General features: G+C 46.5%; 14 protein-coding genes and 3 tRNA genes. 8 read left to right on the top strand and 9 right to left on the bottom strand.

Features of this window, described 5'->3' with window-relative positions; all coding sequences use genetic code 11:
• The first annotated feature begins 483 nt into the window (after nucleotides 1-483).
• Nucleotides 484-2,490, top strand: coding sequence for an excinuclease ABC subunit UvrB (uvrB, locus tag AYJ58_RS12795; RefSeq protein ID WP_106650421.1), 2,007 nt, complete (start codon nucleotides 484-486; stop codon nucleotides 2,488-2,490).
• Nucleotides 2,491-2,567: 77 nt separating this feature from the next.
• On the opposite strand, the gene rrtA is transcribed toward uvrB, so the two are convergent.
• Both rrtA and queC read right to left on the bottom strand, forming a co-directional pair.
• Nucleotides 2,568-3,164, bottom strand: a complete 597-nt coding sequence (gene rrtA, locus AYJ58_RS12800) for a rhombosortase (protein ID WP_106650422.1) — start codon at nucleotides 3,162-3,164, stop codon at nucleotides 2,568-2,570.
• The gene (gene queC / locus AYJ58_RS12805) at nucleotides 3,161-3,883 is read right to left on the bottom strand and encodes a 7-cyano-7-deazaguanine synthase QueC (protein WP_106650423.1); all 723 of its coding nucleotides are present in this window, start codon (nucleotides 3,881-3,883) and stop codon (nucleotides 3,161-3,163) included. The genes rrtA and queC overlap by 4 nt, the downstream gene beginning before the upstream one ends.
• A gap of 171 nt (nucleotides 3,884-4,054) precedes the next feature.
• Between queC and queE the strand changes: the two genes are divergently transcribed.
• On the top strand, nucleotides 4,055-4,723 hold the full coding sequence (gene queE / locus AYJ58_RS12810) for a 7-carboxy-7-deazaguanine synthase QueE (RefSeq protein WP_106650424.1): 669 nt from the start codon (nucleotides 4,055-4,057) through the stop codon (nucleotides 4,721-4,723).
• 124 nt (nucleotides 4,724-4,847) lie between these two features.
• Here the strand turns inward: queE and AYJ58_RS12815 are convergent, their stop codons facing one another.
• The 4 genes from AYJ58_RS12815 to AYJ58_RS12830 all read right to left on the bottom strand — a co-directional run bounded on the left by AYJ58_RS12815 (nucleotide 4,848) and on the right by AYJ58_RS12830 (nucleotide 6,673).
• Nucleotides 4,848-5,993, bottom strand: a complete 1,146-nt coding sequence (locus AYJ58_RS12815) for a PLP-dependent cysteine synthase family protein (RefSeq protein ID WP_106650425.1) — start codon at nucleotides 5,991-5,993, stop codon at nucleotides 4,848-4,850.
• A 270-nt stretch (nucleotides 5,994-6,263) separates the two neighbouring features.
• Nucleotides 6,264-6,348, bottom strand: a tRNA-Tyr gene (locus AYJ58_RS12820).
• A gap of 84 nt (nucleotides 6,349-6,432) precedes the next feature.
• Nucleotides 6,433-6,517 (bottom strand) — tRNA-Tyr (locus AYJ58_RS12825).
• A gap of 71 nt (nucleotides 6,518-6,588) precedes the next feature.
• A tRNA-Tyr gene (locus AYJ58_RS12830) sits at nucleotides 6,589-6,673 on the bottom strand.
• A gap of 125 nt (nucleotides 6,674-6,798) precedes the next feature.
• On the opposite strand from AYJ58_RS12830, the gene AYJ58_RS12835 reads away from it, so the two are divergent.
• From AYJ58_RS12835 to AYJ58_RS12845, 3 genes are all read left to right on the top strand, one after another.
• The gene (locus AYJ58_RS12835; RefSeq protein WP_106650426.1) at nucleotides 6,799-7,287 is read left to right on the top strand and encodes a VC2046/SO_2500 family protein; all 489 of its coding nucleotides are present in this window, start codon (nucleotides 6,799-6,801) and stop codon (nucleotides 7,285-7,287) included.
• Nucleotides 7,288-7,495: 208 nt separating this feature from the next.
• Entirely contained in the window at nucleotides 7,496-7,783 is a 288-nt protein-coding gene (locus AYJ58_RS12840; RefSeq protein ID WP_106650427.1) for a DUF406 family protein, read from the top strand.
• A gap of 251 nt (nucleotides 7,784-8,034) precedes the next feature.
• On the top strand, nucleotides 8,035-10,218 hold the full coding sequence (locus tag AYJ58_RS12845; RefSeq protein WP_106650428.1) for a putative bifunctional diguanylate cyclase/phosphodiesterase: 2,184 nt from the start codon (nucleotides 8,035-8,037) through the stop codon (nucleotides 10,216-10,218).
• A gap of 33 nt (nucleotides 10,219-10,251) precedes the next feature.
• Here the strand turns inward: AYJ58_RS12845 and AYJ58_RS12850 are convergent, their stop codons facing one another.
• Together AYJ58_RS12850 and AYJ58_RS12855 are read right to left on the bottom strand one after the other, a co-directional pair.
• Complete coding sequence (locus AYJ58_RS12850; RefSeq protein ID WP_106650429.1) at nucleotides 10,252-10,776, bottom strand: YchJ family protein; 525 nt, start codon at nucleotides 10,774-10,776, stop codon at nucleotides 10,252-10,254.
• 117 nt (nucleotides 10,777-10,893) lie between these two features.
• On the bottom strand, nucleotides 10,894-11,469 hold the full coding sequence (locus AYJ58_RS12855; protein ID WP_106650430.1) for a DUF4440 domain-containing protein: 576 nt from the start codon (nucleotides 11,467-11,469) through the stop codon (nucleotides 10,894-10,896).
• Nucleotides 11,470-11,587: 118 nt separating this feature from the next.
• Between AYJ58_RS12855 and smrA the strand changes: the two genes are divergently transcribed.
• Nucleotides 11,588-12,178 carry a DNA endonuclease SmrA gene (smrA, locus tag AYJ58_RS12860; RefSeq protein WP_106650431.1) on the top strand — a complete coding sequence of 197 codons (591 nt, stop codon included), beginning with the start codon at nucleotides 11,588-11,590 and terminating at the stop codon, nucleotides 12,176-12,178.
• A 104-nt stretch (nucleotides 12,179-12,282) separates the two neighbouring features.
• Here the strand turns inward: smrA and AYJ58_RS12865 are convergent, their stop codons facing one another.
• Complete coding sequence (locus AYJ58_RS12865) at nucleotides 12,283-14,148, bottom strand: M2 family metallopeptidase (RefSeq protein WP_106650432.1); 1,866 nt, start codon at nucleotides 14,146-14,148, stop codon at nucleotides 12,283-12,285.
• A gap of 220 nt (nucleotides 14,149-14,368) precedes the next feature.
• Here AYJ58_RS12865 and AYJ58_RS12870 point away from each other — a divergent pair, with 220 nt between their 5' ends.
• Nucleotides 14,369-15,007 carry a TetR/AcrR family transcriptional regulator gene (locus tag AYJ58_RS12870; protein WP_106650433.1) on the top strand — a complete coding sequence of 213 codons (639 nt, stop codon included), beginning with the start codon at nucleotides 14,369-14,371 and terminating at the stop codon, nucleotides 15,005-15,007.
• 16 nt (nucleotides 15,008-15,023) lie between these two features.
• Nucleotides 15,024-17,303 carry an acyl-CoA dehydrogenase gene (locus AYJ58_RS12875; protein WP_106650434.1) on the top strand — a complete coding sequence of 760 codons (2,280 nt, stop codon included), beginning with the start codon at nucleotides 15,024-15,026 and terminating at the stop codon, nucleotides 17,301-17,303.
• Nucleotides 17,304-17,452: the final 149 nt, after the last annotated feature.

Raw genomic sequence — 17,452 nt, forward strand, 5'->3', positions numbered from 1 at the left:
ATGTTGACTGGCTGTTATTCGGGGGCATGACAGCCTCCAATCCCGCGTGGTTTCTAGGTTATTTCGACTTATCAACAAAATCTGTGGATAACCCTGTGAGTTGTCCTAATAAACGGCCGTCAAAGCCTTGGCGTATGGGCGGCGGACTTAAAATGCACTATTTTGGGGTTCAAAAATAAATATAAGCATTATCAAGTGCATACTAAAAGCAAGTGGTTTTTGTTGAGGGGGTAAATCAGGTTGCAATTTTGTAATCTAACGAAATTGATTTCTTGTGTATTAAATTGGCATTTTTGCTTCGTTTGCGGGTGTTTTGTAAGCAAAAATCGTTGAAAATGACTTGGTGTAAAAGTTTCATGTTGCTTCCACTAAATTGTCATCTGGCGGTGTTGCGGCGTAATGAACGGCGACAGTAAGGATAACTGTGGAGCTTAGTCGGTGACTTGATTAGAATGGGGCGACTCATTAAAAGGATATGTGCGCGTGTCAGAATCTGTTTTTCAGCTTGAATCGCAATTCGCCCCCGCAGGCGACCAACCTACAGCGATAGCCAAATTAGTCGATGGACTCGAAGCGGGTTTAGCTTGCCAAACCTTACTTGGGGTGACGGGCTCAGGTAAAACCTTCACGATTGCCAATGTGATCCAAAAGTTGGGTCGCCCGACTATTATCATGGCGCCGAATAAAACCTTGGCGGCACAGCTTTATGGCGAGATGAAAGAGTTCTTTCCCCATAATGCGGTCGAGTATTTTGTCTCTTACTACGATTACTATCAACCAGAAGCCTATGTGCCTGCATCTAACACTTTTATTGAGAAAGATGCGTCAGTAAATGCCCACATTGAGCAAATGCGCCTGTCGGCGACCAAGGCGCTGTTAGAGCGCAAAGATGTGGTGCTCATCGCCTCTGTGTCGGCCATTTATGGTTTGGGTGATCCCGATTCCTATTTAAAAATGTTGCTACATCTACGACAAGGCGATGTGATGGGGCAGCGTGATATCTTAATCCGTCTCAGTGAGTTGCAATATACGCGTAATGATATTGAACTGCAGCGCGGTACCTATCGCGTGCGTGGAGAAGTGATTGATGTTTTCCCCGCCGATTCTGAGCGTAATGCCATTCGTGTTGAATTGTTCGACGATGAGATTGAGCGTTTAAGTGAGTTTGACCCGTTAACGGGCCATATTATTAAACGGATAGCACGTACGACGGTTTACCCTAAGACTCACTATGTGACGCCGCGGGAAAAAATTATCGCCGCCACTGAGTTCATTAAAGAAGAACTGCGTGAGCGTAAACAATATTTACTCGATAACAATAAGTTAATCGAAGCACAGCGTATTCATGAGCGAGTGCAATACGATGTGGAAATGATGGTGGAGTTAGGTTACTGCTCCGGTATCGAAAACTACTCGCGCTATTTGTCTGGCCGCGCTCCTGGAGAAGGTCCGCCAACCTTGCTCGACTATTTGCCCGCTGACGGCTTATTAATTATCGACGAATCCCATGTGACTGTGCCGCAAATCGGCGCTATGTACAAAGGTGATCGTTCCCGTAAAACCACATTGGTGGAATACGGTTTCCGCTTACCGTCGGCATTAGATAACCGCCCGCTCAAGTTTGAAGAGTTTGAACAATTGATGCCGCAGACCATTTATGTGTCGGCGACGCCAAGTGCCTACGAGTTAGAAAAGAGCGAAGGCGAGATTGCAGAGCAGGTCGTACGACCTACGGGTTTACTCGATCCTGAATTAGAAGTGCGCCCAGTCGGTATTCAAGTGGATGATTTATTGTCCGAAATCGCCAAAAGGGTGGCGGTGAATGAGCGGGTATTAGTCACAACACTGACCAAGCGTATGTCGGAGGATTTGACCGAATACCTCGACGAGCATGGGGTGAAAGTGCGTTATTTGCATTCCGACATCGACACGGTGGAGCGAGTGGAGATCATCCGCGATCTGCGATTAGGAAAGTTTGATGTGTTGGTTGGGATCAACCTCTTACGCGAAGGCTTAGACATGCCGGAAGTATCTTTGGTGTGTATTTTAGATGCCGATAAAGAGGGCTTCCTGCGTTCTGAACGCTCGCTTATTCAAACCATCGGCAGAGCCGCGCGAAACGTCAATGGTAAAGTGATCCTCTATGCTGACCGTATTACTAATTCGATGGCCAAAGCCATGGGTGAAACTGAGCGTCGCCGCGAAAAACAGCGGGCTCATAATCTAAAACATGGGATCATTCCGAAGGGGGTGGTTAAACGTATTACAGATGTGATGGATGTGGATGATGGTCGTGACACTAAAGCTGTGTATGGCAAAGTGGCAGAGTCTAAGTCCGATTACCACAAAGTTGATGCAACTGAGTTGAGCCATCAAATCGATAAGCTTGAGAAGAAGATGCACGAACATGCGCGCAACTTAGAGTTTGAACAAGCGGCGGCGATGCGTGATGAAGTAAAACATCTGCGGGATCTGTTAATCAAGGCCTAGATTGACCTCGGCGCTCAAGATCAAAAAAGCCGTCCAGCAATTATGCTGTGACGGCTTTTTTGATCTGTGCAGGTGAATTAAGCGGCAACTTTTACTGGGCGAAACTTCAACGTGATGAACACCACTAAAGCGCAAATCAGCCCACAGATTAAACCGACCAAATGCGCCTCGGTTGCCACGCGCGCACCTATCATGGCGGTGACATCATTGCTGGCGCCGTAAAGCTGCTCGTGGCCAATCTTGATGAACACGCCAACGAGTAGCAGATAGCCCGAGCGCAGCTTGCGGACGATATCCTGCACCGCGCCGTAGGCGAATAAGCCATGCAACATACCGCTTAAGCCGACATAACCGAGTAATTGCGGATAGCCTAAATATAAGCCTACACCTTCGAGTAAACATAACACCAGGAACAGTGCGCTTAAGCCTTTGAGATGGTAGTGGAAATGATGCAAAAACAGTACAACCCACAGCCCTGCAAGGTTCATCAACAGGTGCCACTGATTGGTGTGTAATAAATTACCGCTGATTAAGCGCCACCATTCGTCATCAGCAATGGCACTGCGGCGATAGGCGAGCAGGTTGTCGACAGCGGGACTGGCTAAGCCTGCGACATACAAACCCGCACATATCAAACTCACTATCAGCGCAACCCAATAGGGACTGCGTGTCATGCCTTAGGCTCGTTAGCGTCGAGTGAAGCCATGACAGCGGTTTTATCCTGTAGATAATCGTCCAACCCCCGTTTACGCAGATGACAAGCTGGGCAATCGCCACAACCATCGCCAATCACGCCGTTATAGCAAGTGAGTGTATGGTGACGAACCAGTTCGAGTTGCTGGTATTTATCCGCCAGCGCCCAGGTTTGTGCCTTATTGAGCCACATTAAGGGCGTGATGATCTTCAGTTGTTTATCCATACCTTGAACTAAGGCAGATTCCATCGCTTTAACAAAATCGTTACGGCAATCTGGGTAACCCGAAAAATCGGTTTCACATACGCCGGTGATAATCGCCTGCGCGCCTAATTGATAGGCATAAATGCCCGCAAGCGTTAAAAACAGAATATTACGCCCTGGGACAAAAGTATTCGGCAGGCCATTTTCCATTAACTCGTGTGAAACGGGAATCGCATCACGGGTAAGCGCCGATATCGCTAACTCATTGAGTAAGGTGACATCCATGACTTTATGGCTGGTGATTTTCAAGCGTTTAGCTAAGGATTTGGCGACTTCAATTTCTTCGCGGTGACGTTGACCGTAGTCAAAGGTGATCCCGTGTACTTCATCGTACTGGGTTAGGGCTTGGATAAGACAGGTTGTCGAATCTTGTCCGCCACTGAATACTACCACTGCTTTTGACGCTAAGGGTTTTGACACTAAGCTCGTTGACATAAAAGATTTCACTTCACCGTAGAACACTCTCAAATAGGCCGTTAGTGTAACTCAGGCCATAGGGCTTGCAAACTCTGACGAACGACATCAAATCGGCGTTGTCGGCGCAAAAACTTGCAGCTCAAGCTAAAATCCACTATAAATGCCGCCCCAGAAAAGTGGAACGCCAGCATGAACTACCCAGTCAACGAAGTATTTGAAACCATTCAAGGTGAAGGCGTCTTTACCGGAGTGCCCGCCATATTTGTCCGCCTGCAAGGTTGTCCCGTGGGATGTGCTTGGTGCGACACGAAACAGACATGGGATGTGCTGGAAGCCAATAAGGTCTCGCCTGAACAAGTGATTACCGTCGATGGCACTATTGGTCGCTGGGCAAACCATAGCGCGCAAAGTCTTATTGCTGCTTTTGATGCTAAAGGTTTTACTGCGCGCCATATCGTGATTACTGGCGGCGAGCCTTGTATGTACGATTTACGCGAATTAACTGAAATCTTGCACAGCCAAGGCTTTGCGACCCAAATCGAAACCAGTGGCACCTTCGACATCAACTGTGCCGATGACACTTGGGTGACGGTATCGCCCAAGGTGAACATGAAAGGGGGCTATCAGGTATTAGCGCAGGCGCTGAACCGTGCTAATGAGATCAAGCATCCTATCGCCACTGAAAATCATATTGCTGAATTGGATGAGTTGCTGCAAGACATCGATATTTCAGCGAAAACGATTTGCCTGCAGCCGATTAGCCAAAAGCCTAGAGCGACTGAACTGGCGATGAAGGTGTGTATTGCCCGTAATTGGCGTTTATCGATCCAAACCCATAAGTATTTGAATATTGATTAATGCCCTTCAGTTAATCTATAAACGATAAAAAAACGCCTCACAATTGTGGGGCGTTTTTTATGGCTGACGTTTAGCTGTGGACTTTAAAGCCGTCGACTGAAGGTAAGTGATTCAATCGAGTCGGTTAATCAAGCTCACTTAACTGGCCGAAATGATTAAATGCTGCAAGTTGGCGCTGATAGGGCGAAATATCGCCGATGTTAGCCGCAATCCAGTCTGCATTGTAATAGGTATCGAGGTAACGTTCGCCCGAATCACAAATTAGGGTGACGATTGAACCTTGTTCTCCACGCGCTTGCATTTGTACGGCAAGTTGTAATGCGCCGTACAGGTTGGTTCCTGTGGATGCGCCGGTTTTACGGCCAATCAATTGTTCTAACCAATGAATTGTCGCCACCGATGCGGCGTCGGGGATTTGCAGCATAGTATCGACAACACCAGGGATAAACGATGGCTCGACTCTCGGTCGACCTATGCCTTCAATCTTACTGCCATTACAACAGGTTAAGCTGGCATCGCCGCTCTGATAAAAATCAAAAAACACCGAGTTTTGTGGGTCGACTACGCAAAGCTGGGTCGCCAACCTTTGATATCGGATGTAACGGCCTATGGTCGCCGAGGTGCCGCCTGTGCCTGGACTCATCACTATCCAACGCGGGATAGTGTGTGGCTCGCGCTCCATCTGATTGAAAATCGAATTGGCGATATTATTGTTACCGCGCCAGTCGGTTGCGCGCTCGGCGTAGGTGAATTGATCCATATAATGGCCGCCAAGTTCTGCGGCGAGGCGTGCCGATTCGGCGTAAATTTCACTGGAATGGTCGACAAAATGACATTGGCCGCCATAGAAAGTGATCTGCTCAATCTTCTTTTTAGCCGTGCTTTTGGGCATCACGGCAATAAAAGGTAAACCGAGTAAGCGGGCAAAATAGGCTTCAGAAATCGCCGTGCTACCCGATGAGGATTCGATAATGGGCGTACCTTGCTTAATCCAGCCGTTACACAGGGCATAGAGAAAGAGTGAGCGGGCGAGGCGATGCTTTAAACTGCCTGTCGGGTGGGTACTTTCATCTTTAAGATAAATATCTATGCCATCGAGCATAGGTAATTCAAGCTTAATCAAATGGGTATCGGCGCTACGCTGAAAATCCGCTTCAATCTTGCCTATCGCATGGGCTTCCCACGTTGGGCATAGTCTGTGAGCGCTGTGTGAGTCCACTGGCGGTTGAATCGTGTTCGATATCATAGTAGTTACTTCGAAAGGGAGCATTTTTAGAGCATATCACAGGGACGGGTAAAGCGGTTTTATTGGTTCATTACTAGCTTGGGATCGTTAGCTTGAAGTCGCGCGAGGCGTGATTGCTGTTAAAGACAAATATTGTGAAATAAAAGATGTCTTCAAACAAAGATGGCTTTAAACAGAAGTGCAATTTAATACAAAGAATGTAATCAGAACAAAAGCAATAGATGAAGTTATTACAGATAAAACGGGAATAAAAAAACGGAAGTTGAACAAGAGCGATAGAGATAATGAAAGAAATGGTGGAGGGAGAAGGATTCGAACCTTCGAAGGCTGAGCCGTCAGATTTACAGTCTGATCCCTTTGGCCACTCGGGAACCCCTCCACAAACTTTCTTTACTTTTAAAACTGAACCAAACATTGGCCATGTTTGATACTTGAAAATGATAATCTGCGTTAGAGATAAAGATGGTGGAGGGAGAAGGATTCGAACCTTCGAAGGCTGAGCCGTCAGATTTACAGTCTGATCCCTTTGGCCACTCGGGAACCCCTCCACGAATACCTTTAACGCTATTGTAAAACTCTACATCATTTTCGAACAACACTCACAAACTTACAGTGCAAATGGTGGAGGGAGAAGGATTCGAACCTTCGAAGGCTGAGCCGTCAGATTTACAGTCTGATCCCTTTGGCCACTCGGGAACCCCTCCTCAATTGCGGCCGCCATAGTAGTCAGAAACCTTTTGCATGTAAATACCCAATTTAAAAATTTTCCTAAAGTTATGCATCAAATGGTCGATTAACTAACAACGAATTGTTTTGACGATGTTTTTTTATGCAAATTGATGTTCCTTTAGTCAACGAAGCCCAAATTGGCACCCGCTTAAATGCGGCGATAGAAAACGACAGACGGGGCGAATTCGCCCTGTTGCTGTCGTTACTGTCGGTTGACGCACGGGACATGGCGCAATTTCAATGGCAAAAAGATCTCGATATGGCGCAAAAATTACAGCGTCAGTTCGAATTACCACCACAGCAAAGCTTAATGGCGGATTTATCCTCAGCCGAACCTGTAGTCGATAACAGCAGTATTTTTATGGCGCAAGGTCCGCGGGCATTTCAATTACAGCAGGCACTGCGACCGGAAGCCTTAGTGATCCGAGGCGGTGAGAGCGTTGCAATGGCCGAGGCCCTGAGTAACTGTGATCATGTCACCCAGCTCAGGCAGCGGGGCCAACTCAGCGCGCCTAAGGTTGAAATCATGCATTTTGCCGATCAATTGGCAATCCAACGTAATCTCGTGCCTCTGCTTGCTTCTGCCTAGTTATCCATTTCAAGCAAGTCCTCTTCAATACCAATAGCGTCAATCTGCGCCATTTCAGTAAATAAGCGTGAGCTAAAGCCAGTTATCTTGAGGCTTAATTACCTATAATTCTGATTAACCTATCGAGTTACCCACTTACCGCGCAAATAAATTAGCGGCATAGTTTAGTGATGCCGTTAATCAGTCGCTTTATAAATAAGGAATACAGATGAAAGGCATAATAGAAGCACAGAATCCGGCGGTGAATGATACTTGCACCGATTGTGGCAGTTTTGTCGATATCGGCGCCGTCATTGATGAACATGATACCTTATTGGCGTTAAATTTTGTTGGCGATAGCGCGCAAACAGATGCAGAAAGTATGGCGAGCCTTGCCCAAGCTCGATTTGCTGAAGTACAAACTGAGTTTGTGACCACGGCTGCGGGTATCGATTTACTGCTGACCTTTGGTGTGAGCGCCGAGAAAATGATTTTCCAATTGGAAAACGGTTTATAAGTTTTTGTGCAGCACTTTTAGCGGATAGATTTTAGCGGATAGAATTCGAGCTTAATCGTTTTAACTGTCTAAAAATGCTGCAGTTGTTAACTGAATTGTAATAAATTGTGCCACATGTTGCTGCACTTACAATAGATAGTGTAATCTGCCTCCAAATAAGAATAATTCAATCAGCTTAATTGCACATTTCAAGGTACGTTTGCGCGTAGCAAAGACCTTTAGCCCAACACGAAGTTTTGTAGGGAATCAGCGTGAAGCGACGTCAGCATCAGCATTTATTGGAGTCTTTGGTTCAGTCAACTGCAAAACAGCAGGGCGATTTCACCAAGACAGCAGAGTTAGCCACAGAGTTGTTGTGCCAGAATTTAGCGGTTTCTTTGGTGTCAGTGTGGACGTTTTCAGCTGATCAACAAACCCAAACACTCGTTGCACAATTTGGTTCTATGATGTTGCAAGACATTCATAGGCCTAAACTATTACAAGCTTGTCCCCGTTATGTGCACGAGCTTAAAACCCTGCGCCATATCGATGCCGGCAATGCCCTGACCGATCCCCGTTTAAGTGAATTGGCAGAGTGCTACTTTATCCCGCGGCACATCAATTCAACTCTCGACATCGCCATTCGCATTAATGGTCGTCTCGAAGGTGTGCTCTGCATCGAGCGGGCGCAATTCACTCCCCATTGGCACGACAGCGAAATCCACCTATCGTGCCAGATGGCCGATCAATTAGCCCTGACCTTAGCGACAAAACACAGCTACGACAAAGAAGAAAGTTTGAGCCTATTTCGCTGCGCGACGGAGCAATCGCGACAGATCAGTATGCTCATTAATTTGCATACTGAAAAAGTCGAGTATGTGAATCAGGCACACAGTGAAATCACTGGCATGCCCCGTGAGCAGATAATCGGCGCAAATATCCGTGAATTGGCTTTTTTTAAGCAGCATGCCCAATTAGCCGAGCAAACCCTAGCGCAGATATTTAGGGGCGAGATTGCCAAAGGCGAAGTGCAGTTTAGTCGTGCCGATGGCAGCCGCTATTGGCTGACATACGTCTTGAGTCAATTCATTACTGATCGCGGCAATCATTATGCCTTGGTCTCGTGTGAAGAAAATACCGATGAGCACAACTACAAGTCAGAGCTTGAACGCCTCGCTTGGCGCTGTGGATTAACGGGGCTACATAACCGCACCCACTTTAATCGAGTGCTTGAACGTACCAATAAAGGTTTGTTGTTATTAGTTGATTTAGTAGGATTTAAGCGGTTTAACGATACCTATGGTCATGAGAATGGCGATAGCTTGTTGATTGAAATTGCCCGCCGTTTGAAACATTTCTCCGAAATCAATAAAGCCACCGAAATTGCCCGCGTCGGCAGCGATGAATTTGCCGTATTGTTGACCGATGATAACGCGGTATACGATCTCGACTATTTTAGTACGCGTCTGTATCAGCATCTGGCTATGCCTATCTTAATCGATCGCGAGCAAGTCGAGCCTAAGCCTGCCTTAGCTGTGGTTGATATCGCCTCGGTGGCGAGTTTGTTTGCGCCGTTAACCTGTGCCGATATTGCTGTTCAGTATGCTAAAAAGAAAAAAGGCACTGCAATCCAAGTGTTTAACAGTACTTTGTTGAGCGCATTTAAAGAAGATGCACAGATAGAGCGCGATTTACACAGTGCCATTCGTGGCCGTCAGTTTGAGCTTTATTATCAGCCACTGAGGGATTTAGAGCAGAATACCTATATTGGCGCTGAAGCTTTAATCCGTTGGCATCATCCTAAAAGAGGCGTGTTATTTCCCGCATCTTTTATCGACATTGCTGAGCAGTCGGGGATGATTAATTCCATTGGTAGCTGGGTGTTAGAGGCTGCATGTCGCCAGTTGAACCTATGGCAACACCATAATGCGGACATGACGATGCACGTGAATGTGTCGGCCCGTCAGTTTTTCAGTGGCAATTTATTCGAGCAGGTGTGGCAGCTATTAACTCGTTATCGATTGAAACCTAAGACGTTAATTTTAGAGATCACTGAAACTGAGTTGATGGGCGACATTCGCCACGCGACCTTGTTATGCCAAGAATTAGCGGAATTAGGCGTAGGGCTTGCGATTGACGATTTTGGCACGGGTTATAGCTCAATGCGTTATTTGAAGCAGTTCCCGATCAGTAAACTTAAGATTGATCGGTCGTTTATTTCAGATCTGACTGTGAGCCGCGAAAGCCGCGAAATTGTGTCAGCCATTATCGCCATGGCGAGTGCTTTGAATATCTCTTTGACGGCAGAAGGGGTTGAAACCCTTGAGCAAGAAGCCTTTTTAGCGAAAAGTTTTTGCCATCAGGCGCAGGGCTATCTCTATAGCCCCGCATTACGTGAGCCTGAGTTTGCACAATTTATTTTGTCTGCCAAAAGCCCTTCGGTCTTGACCCACTAGACTGGTGTACTTGTTAAATCAGCTCTTGTTAAATCAGAGGGATTTTAAGCAGCATTGTTTGAATTTTTTACCGCTATGGCAAACGCAAGGATCATTTCTGCCGGGTAACTTTGCCGTCATTTGCAGGCCTTGGCTGTAATACCAGCGGCCCGTTTGATAGATGAATTCCGAACGTTCATAGATAGCATCAATTTTACCTTCGAGTGTGTACCAAGCCTTAAATGTCACTGTGCCATGTCTTGGTTCATCTTCGGCTTGACTCGCTTGAATGCTGTGGGCGGGTGTTTCACTGCTGCTGAGTACTTCTAGTCCTAACCAGTGTGGGTGAGGGCCAGTATTGAGACTCGCTAGGGTGAGACCGTTTAGATACTCGGGGTGATGTGTCTTTAAAATATAATCAAAATTTTTCAACACAAATGCGCAGTAGCGTGAGCGCATAAGTTGCTCGGGCGTGCGCGCAACGACTTGCCCAGAATCCAGATGAATATGCAGTGGAGAGCAGCAATCTTGATAGCGTTTGCCACTGCCACAGGGGCAGTGTTGTTCAGTTGTCGTCATGTATTTTTTGCGATATCGATTTATTTAATAAATTAGGCTTTTATTCTAACGCATTATACTTTTATTTTAATGCATTAAGCATGTATCTGAATGCGTTAAATAGCGTCAGCACAAAACTTAGGGTAATTTTTTACCGACAGGCAAAGGCGGGAACTGGCGGCCATAATACAAGTTAGGCACAGGTTTCGCATTCAGATAATAGCTAGGTTCTGCACGATTATTGGTATCTAAGCTCACTTTCCATTGGGTCGCTGAGACTTTTTCTGTACCAATGGCAAATTTGCCTGCAAATTCACTCACAGGTTCGCCCGTTTCTTGTGCGGGATAAAATCGAACTAAATAATAGCCAGTATCTATGGCACCATTGCCGATAATTTTACGTTTAGTAATGCGGAAATCCACGTCGATAGTGGCTTTCTTAGCGCGGATTTTATCGAAAAATTTCTTGTAAATCGCAACGATATTATCTCGTCCATAGTAAATCTCTTTACTTTGACTCTCAGATAAGTAGCTCGCATCATCGGCATAAATTTCACGGGTCACTTCAGGGGATAATTGATTAAAAGCGCTAATAAATAAAGGATAATTAGCATTGATCAATTGATCATCTGTGGATTTTGTATGCGTTTTAGCTGGATTGGCTAAGCTTGGCAGCGACAATAGGCACATCAGGACTAGCGGCAAAAATTTCATTACTTTATTCTAATCTGGCAATCATGGCGTCACTATAATGGAGCCGCCCGCTGAACTAAAGCCTTGAATGTTTACAAAGTGTGTTTCTGTACAAGAGTGTGGAGTAAAGGAGCTTGCCATGCTGGATGATGAATCAGCACTGTTTTTTGAGGAAATGGCCGGAGTTGTACCCCTGAAAGGTGAGGTGCCTGTGGTGAGTTTTGCGCCCAAAGCGTTAACGACGGAGCAGATCAATAGACGCGATGCTTTACAAAGGGAAGCTTATTTAGCGTGTATGCCGCTAGATTTGAAGGCGTTTGTGCAGCAAGCCCCGGATGAGATTGTCAGCTTTAAACGTGAAGGGGTACAAGGCGGCGTTTTTAAGCGCTTACGCATGGGGCAATACAGTATCAAGATGGAGCTCGATGTGCATGCCTATCGACTTAATCAAGCTCGCGAGGCTGTACTCAACTATCTACTGGCAGCGCAGGCGCACGGTGAGCGGTGCGTGATATTGATCCACGGTAAAGGTTATCAGAGCCAACCCTTTGCGGGATTACTCAAATCCGCTGTGTGTTGTTGGTTATCACAACTGGATATGGTGCTGGCCTATCATTCGGCGAAAACGGAGCAGGGCGGCACTGGGGCGCTGTATGTGATGTTAACTAAGTCTGAACAGTTAAAGCTTGAGAACCGTGAAGCCAATCGTAAAGGCATGGGCTGGCGTTAGACCAAAAAAAACAGGCCGTGTATGAAATAAAAAGTCTCGAATAAAAATGCCCAATCTCGTTGGGCATTTTGTTTTATACAACTTGGCGATGGTTTAACTCATGATTACCAACCGCATTGGCGATTAGCCGCGGTATTTTGCTCATCTAACCATGTTTTAAGTGGCGCGAAGTAATCGAGCACAGCTTTGGCATCCATAGCTTCTTTGCCGGTGACTTCTTTCAATGCCTCTGGCCATGGCTTGCTTAAGCCTAACTCGAGCATCTTATTAAGTTTCTCTCCCGCGGCTTGATTGCCATAAATACTGCATCTGTGTACCGGTCCTTTATCGCCCGCAGTTTCACACAGGGCTTGATGGAACTGAAATTGCAGAATATGCGCGAGGAAGTAACGGGTGTAAGGCACATTACCTGGGACATGGTATTTAGCGCCCGGATCAAAATCTGCTTCACTACGTTCAACTGGTGCTTTTATGCCTTGGTATTTCTCCCTGAGATCCCACCAAGCTTGGTTATATTGAGCTGGTGTGATTTCGCCGCTAAACACTTTCCAGCGCCACTGATCTATCATCAAACCAAAGGGCAGGAAGGCGATTTTATCTAAAGCTTGCTTCAGTAAAAGCCCAATATCCTTAGAGGCATCAGGCACTTCTTCAAGTAAACCAATCTGTTTTAAGTAGCTTGGGGTGATCGACAGCGCAATTGTGTCACCAATCGCTTCATGGAAACCGTCGTTGGCGCTGTTTTTAAACAGGAATGGTTGCTGCTTATAAGCGCGTTGATAGAAGTTATGCCCAAGTTCGTGGTGGATCACGCTAAAGTCTTCGGCGGTCTTTTGGATACACATTTTTATGCGAATATCGTCGAGATTATCGAGATCCCATGCCGAGGCGTGGCAAACCACATCACGATCCTTTGGCTGAACAAACAGTGAACGAGCCCAAAAACTCTCAGGCAATGGCGCAAATCCTAGCGACGTGAAGAAGCCTTCGGCTTGTTTCACCATTTTATGTTCGTCATAGCCATTTTTTGCCAGTAACTCAGTGACATCATAACCTGGGTCGGCATTGTCAGGGGCGACTAAGTCATACACATTGCCCCATTGCTGGGCCCACATATTACCGAGTAAATGTGCAGGGATAGGTCCTGTGGTTGGTGCGATGTTATCGCCGTATTCTTTATTGAGTTCACCGCGTACGTAGCAGTGCAAGGACTCATAAAGGGGTTTGACTTGGCCCCAAAGACGGTCAAGTTCCTGTGAAAAATCATCGGGTTTCATATCATATTGACTGCGCCATAGCTCAGACAGGTTTGCATAACCGAGATCCTTCGCGCCTTCATTGGCCAGTTCCACTTCACGTTCAAATAAGGGACGCATAGGTTTGGCGATTTCACGCCAGCCTTTCCACGCTTCCAGTAATGCAACGGGATCACGTGATTCGGCCATTAAACTCGATAGCTCAGGCTGGGTCATACAGTTACCGTCGGCAAAACAGTATTTTCCTTTGCCGTATAAGCCATTTAATTCTGAGCTAATTTGCGCAAGCTCGGCATTTTTCGCAGGGTCTAGCGGGGCGGGTAACACTAACGCACTGCGCAATATATTGAGTTTGCGGGCATTAACGGGATCGAGGTCCACATTGGCGTACTTAGCCGCCTCTGTTGCAAATTTTACTGACGCTGCGCTGACCTTTTCACCGACTGCGGCAGAGAGGGCAGCAGTGTCATCGGTAATAAAGTTGCTGTAAATCCACTCGGCGCGATTAGATTCAATCGATAATTCAGCCATTTTGGCTTCTGCATCGTTAATAAAAGCAATCGCTTGTGCTTTATTAGGTGTGGTATTGATGACCGCCGCTTCAGTGCTAGCAGGCTTGTCTGTTTTACTTTGTGCATCATTACAGGCTGTTAATCCCAGCGCTAAGGCGACTGTGAGGGCGATTTTACTGCGACGATTCAATGAAATAACCATGTCTACTTGTCCTTGTTGTTTTTGTGTTACACAGTTTACCTAAAGCTAAGGCTTATTGCACAAGGGTTAATGGGCTTGTTAGTTACACTTATTTCGCAGATGTTCCATATACGGCTTGAATGCAGGCTAGAAAGCGGCGAATTTGTCCAATTTTAGTTTGACATCCGTGGTGCCAATGTTTAATTTAAACGAGTGTTTTAAATTAATTCAAGGTCACGGAATGGCAAGTCGATCCGATACAAAAACTAGAATACTTGATGCCGCAGAAAAACTGTTCGCTGAACGGGGCTTTTCTGAGACCTCGTTGCGACTCATCACCAGTAAGGCTGAGGTGAATTTAGCATCGGTCAATTATCACTTTGGTTCTAAAAAAGAGCTGATCCGTGCAGTATTAGCGCGTTATTTAGACGTGTTTATGCCTGCGGCTTCAAACCAAATTAATCGCTTAAATACCGCGCCAGCACAAGCAACACTCGAAGAAATTTTGTCTTCGCTGGTCGATCCTTTATTGGATTTAAACGCGCTACGTACTGAAGGCACCACGATCTTCCTGCAGCTTTTAGGTCGCGGTTATATCGAAAGCCAAGGGCATTTACGTTGGTTTATCACGACCCATTATGGCCAACATTTGGATGCATTTGTTAAAGCTGTATCGGCTAGTGCGCCACATATTCCACCCGCTGAAATGTTTTGGCGTTTACACTTTACCTTAGGCACTATCGTATTCACTATGGCGTCCGCCGATGCCCTAAACGATATCGCTGCTGCTGAGTTTGGTGAGCATAACGACATCGAAGCCGTTATCCGTAAAGTGATCCCATACATGGCGGCTGGCGTATCAGTCCCCGTTTCTTCTTAATTAAAAGGTCTTGATAATGTTGACGATTATAATTCTTGCCCTGATAGCCATTGTCGTGTTGTTTGCGGTGAAAAATATCCGGATGCAGTTTATTACCCGCCCAGTTTTTAGTTTTTTCAAGAAGGTCTTACCGCCACTTTCAGATACCGAGCGCGAAGCGATGGAAGCTGGTGATGTCTGGTGGGAAGGGGAGTTGTTCCGCGGAAATCCTAACTGGAATACCTTGCACAGCTACGGCAAACCGACGCTGACCGCTGAAGAAAAAGACTTTATCGATAATCAAGTGATGACAGCACTGACGATGATCGATGATTTCGACATAGTGCATAACCGTAAAGATTTACCTCCAGAGTTGTGGGAATACTTCAAGAAAGAAGGTTTCTTCGCCTTGATCATTCCGAAGAAATTCGGTGGTAAAGCTTTCTCTGCCTATGCTAACTCTACCATTGTCAGCAAATTAGCCAGCCGCAGCGTAAGCGCTGCTGTTACAGTAATGGTGCCGAACTCTTTAGGCCCTGGTGAGCTGCTGACCCACTATGGTACGAGCGAGCAGAAAGAACGCTGGTTACCCGCTTTAGCTAAAGGTGATGAAATCCCTTGTTTTGCATTAACCGGTCCAGAAGCGGGCAGTGATGCCGGCGCTATCCCCGATGTGGGTATTGTGTGCCGTGATACCTTCAATGGCGAAGAGATGCTCGGGCTAAAATTGACTTGGGATAAACGTTATATCACGCTGGCGCCAGTGGCGACGGTTTTGGGTTTAGCGTTCCAAATGCGCGATCCTGAAGGCTTGCTTGGCGATAAGAAAAACTTAGGCATTACCTGTGCGTTGATCCCCACGGATCATCCTGGTGTGGTCATTGGTCGTCGTCATAATCCGCTGGGCATGGCGTTTATGAACGGTACAACTCAAGGCAAAGAAGTGTTTATCCCGCTGGATTGGATTATCGGTGGCCCTGAATTTGCCGGTAAAGGCTGGCGTATGCTGGTTGAGTGTTTGTCGGCGGGCCGCGGTATTTCATTGCCAGCATTGGCAACGGCGTCAGGTCACATGGCGACAAAGACGACAACGGCTTACAGCTACGTGCGTCATCAGTTTGGTATGGCGATTGGCCAGTTTGAAGGGGTGCAAGAAGCGCTTGCGCGTATTATTGCCAACACTTATCAGTTGGAAGCTGCGCGTCGGTTAACGACTACGGGTATCGATCTTAAAGTGAAACCTTCGGTTGTGACTGCGATTGCTAAGTTCCACATGACTGAGTTAGGCCGTTCAGTGATGAACGATGCCATGGATATTCAATCGGGTAAGGGCATTCAATTAGGACCTAAAAACTATCTAGGCCACCCTTATATGTCGAATCCAATTTCGATCACTGTCGAAGGCGCGAATATTCTAACCCGCTCCTTGATGATTTTTGGTCAAGGTGCGACTCGCTGCCATCCTTACGTGCTTGCCGAAATGGAAGCTGCTGCGATGGAAAACCAACATGAAGCCTTAGAGCGTTTTGATGCGCTATTAATGGGCCACATGGGTTATGCCACACGCAATGCGTTCAGTGCTCTGTTTAGCGCGTTAAGCGGTAGCAGTTTTGGCAGTGCGCCAGTGAGCGGTGAAACTAAGCAGTACTATAAAGATATGTCGCGTATTTCGTCTGCGTTAGCCTTAATGACAGATTTATCTATGCTGATCATGGGCGGCGATTTAAAACGCAAAGAAATGTTGTCGGCGCGTATGGGCGATGTGCTCAGCCAGCTGTATTTAGGCTCTGCAACCTTGAAGTTGTTTGAAGACAATGGCCGTCAACAGGACGATTTGCCAGCAGTACGTTACGTTATGGCCAATCGTTTGCACTTAGCGGCGAAAGCACTGGAAGACACGATTCGTAACTTCCCGAGCCGTCCTGTAGCATGGTTACTGCGCGGCTTAATCTTCCCGCTGGGTAATCACTTCAATGCACCGAGCGACAAAATGGCGACCGATTTAGTCGGCGGCATGTTGAAGCCTGGCCCTGCTCGTGACCGTATTACCTTCTTATGTCCTGAATTTGAAGGAGATAAGGGCGGTATTGCTGAAGTTGAGCAAGCATTTGTTGCTCAGTATGCCTGTAAAGATATTTATAAAAAGCTGAAGAAAGCGCAGCGTGCCGGTGAATTGCCAGCCAAAGTGCCTAATCTCGTCTTGTTTGCAAAAGCCCTCGAGACTGGCGTAATCACTGCCGATGAAGAGCAAAAATTGCAGCATGCTGATAAGCTGCGCTTAGCGGCAATTAATGTGAATGATTTCGAAGCGTTATAGTGATTGCTAGTGTTTGATGTTAGTGTTTAATGTCAGCGTTTAATGTCAGTACGGTCTGGTCTAAGCGGTGTTAAGTTCGATGATTACTCCGCTTGGACCGCTTAGATTCCCCTCAGCAATGAGAGCCGATAAATCAGCATTAACAGAAA

The sequence above is a fragment of the Shewanella sp. Pdp11 genome (genome assembly GCF_002838165.1).
Classification (GTDB): domain Bacteria; phylum Pseudomonadota; class Gammaproteobacteria; order Enterobacterales; family Shewanellaceae; genus Shewanella; species Shewanella hafniensis.